Origin of the sequence: Delftia sp. UME58, assembly GCF_014170385.1 — a bacterium.
GTDB classification, from domain to species: domain Bacteria; phylum Pseudomonadota; class Gammaproteobacteria; order Burkholderiales; family Burkholderiaceae_C; genus Comamonas; species Comamonas acidovorans.
The window spans coordinates 1-2,503 of sequence record NZ_LZZV01000118.1 but is presented as its reverse complement, the minus strand read 5'-3'; the positions used below and the strand labels follow the sequence as shown (position 1 = coordinate 2,503).

The following is a 2,503-nucleotide window of genomic DNA, read 5'->3' as shown; positions in this document are numbered from 1 at the left end:
TCATCGCCTGTGATCGCCAAGGCATCCACCATATGCACTTAGTCGCTTGATCCTATAACGCTGTAGGCTATAGGACCTGAGTATTAGCGTTTGTGCCGTTCATAAGTTTCAAAGCAGTCTGAGGTTATTCACCTCAGTCTTGAGAACTTGGAACAAAATAATGCAATCACAACCCGTACTTATCTTCTTCGACTTGCGTCGAGTACTTGATAAGTACATTTCGTTGTGCTTCTTCCAGATTGTTAAAGAACGAATATAGCTGTTAGGTAAAACCTAACTCATAGCGCTGCAAGCAGCGCTATGAGTTAGCCTCTACATCACCACCAGGTGAGTATTTGAGAATCAATGGTGGAGGTGAACGGGATCGAACCGATGACATCCTGCTTGCAAAGCAGGCGCTCTCCCAGCTGAGCTACACCCCCATATTCCACACAGTGACCAGCACTACGCGAAATACTTTGGTGGGTCTGGTTGGATTCGAACCAACGACCCCCGCCTTATCAAGACGGTGCTCTAACCAACTGAGCTACAGACCCAAAACCTTCTCGGATCAGTAGTCAGGTAGCTGAAGACCCAGGGAAGATTCCCTCGACCCAAGCCTACAACTGATCCCAGCTATATCAAACAACCGATAAGAGTGGACACTTAATACGAGCACTTAAGCTCTGAAAGGAGGTGATCCAGCCGCACCTTCCGATACGGCTACCTTGTTACGACTTCACCCCAGTCATGAATCCTACCGTGGTAATCGCCCCCCTTGCGGTTAGGCTAACTACTTCTGGTAAAACCCACTCCCATGGTGTGACGGGCGGTGTGTACAAGACCCGGGAACGTATTCACCGCGACATGCTGATCCGCGATTACTAGCGATTCCGACTTCACGCAGTCGAGTTGCAGACTGCGATCCGGACTACGATCGGGTTTCTGGGATTGGCTCCCCCTCGCGGGTTGGCGACCCTCTGTCCCGACCATTGTATGACGTGTGAAGCCCTACCCATAAGGGCCATGAGGACTTGACGTCATCCCCACCTTCCTCCGGTTTGTCACCGGCAGTCTCATTAGAGTGCCCTTTCGTAGCAACTAATGACAAGGGTTGCGCTCGTTGCGGGACTTAACCCAACATCTCACGACACGAGCTGACGACAGCCATGCAGCACCTGTGTTCCGGTTCTCTTGCGAGCACTTCCAAATCTCTTCGGAATTCCAGACATGTCAAGGGTAGGTAAGGTTTTTCGCGTTGCATCGAATTAATCCACATCATCCACCGCTTGTGCGGGTCCCCGTCAATTCCTTTGAGTTTTAATCTTGCGACCGTACTCCCCAGGCGGTCAACTTCACGCGTTAGCTGCGCTACTAAGGCCCGAAGGCCCCAACAGCTAGTTGACATCGTTTAGGGCGTGGACTACCAGGGTATCTAATCCTGTTTGCTCCCCACGCTTTCGTGCATGAGCGTCAGTGTTATCCCAGGAGGCTGCCTTCGCCATCGGTGTTCCTCCGCATATCTACGCATTTCACTGCTACACGCGGAATTCCACCTCCCTCTGACACACTCTAGCTCGGTAGTTAAAAATGCAGTTCCAAAGTTAAGCTCTGGGATTTCACATCTTTCTTTCCGAACCGCCTGCGCACGCTTTACGCCCAGTAATTCCGATTAACGCTTGCACCCTACGTATTACCGCGGCTGCTGGCACGTAGTTAGCCGGTGCTTATTCTGCAGGTACCGTCAGTTTCACGGGGTATTAGCCCATGACGTTTCTTTCCTGCCAAAAGTGCTTTACAACCCGAAGGCCTTCATCGCACACGCGGGATGGCTGGATCAGGGTTTCCCCCATTGTCCAAAATTCCCCACTGCTGCCTCCCGTAGGAGTCTGGGCCGTGTCTCAGTCCCAGTGTGGCTGGTCGTCCTCTCAAACCAGCTACGGATCGTCGCCTTGGTGAGCCGTTACCCCACCAACTAGCTAATCCGATATCGGCCGCTCTAATAGTGCAAGGTCTTGCGATCCCCTGCTTTCCCCCGTAGGGCGTATGCGGTATTAGCTACGCTTTCGCGTAGTTATCCCCCGCTACTAGGCACGTTCCGATACATTACTCACCCGTTCGCCACTCGCCACCAGACCGAAGTCCGTGCTGCCGTTCGACTTGCATGTGTAAGGCATCCCGCTAGCGTTCAATCTGAGCCAGGATCAAACTCTTCAGTTTAATCTCTGTATTTGTTTCGTATTCTTGGTCCGAATAAATCCGAACCAGGTCATACGTCGCTACTCAAAGGAAGTGAGGTATGTTCTTAAACTTGACGTCTAAGGTACTTCACTTCTAGTGAGCACTTGATTTCATTGTGCTTGTGAAGAGGTCAGGGTTTAACGCCTAACCTAATCACAGTGCATCGCATCAAGCGCCCACACTTATCGGTTGTTTAATTGTTAAAGAGCGGTACTGCTAAATTCTTCACTGCCATTTCGCTGAACCCGCCAGCTTCGCGCTGCTTTCGCTTTGCGTCGCTTGC

At 51.4% G+C, this 2,503-nt stretch carries 2 tRNA genes and 1 rRNA gene; all 3 read right to left on the bottom strand.

Annotation, left to right across the window (positions count from 1 at the left end):
- Positions 1-346: 346 nt before the first annotated feature.
- The 3 genes from A9976_RS31160 to A9976_RS31150 all read right to left on the bottom strand — a co-directional run bounded on the left by A9976_RS31160 (position 347) and on the right by A9976_RS31150 (position 2,199).
- Positions 347-422 (bottom strand) — tRNA-Ala (locus A9976_RS31160).
- Between the two features lie 37 nt (positions 423-459).
- Positions 460-536: transfer RNA gene (locus A9976_RS31155), tRNA-Ile, on the bottom strand.
- Positions 537-668: 132 nt separating this feature from the next.
- A 16S ribosomal RNA gene (locus A9976_RS31150) occupies positions 669-2,199 on the bottom strand.
- Positions 2,200-2,503: the final 304 nt, after the last annotated feature.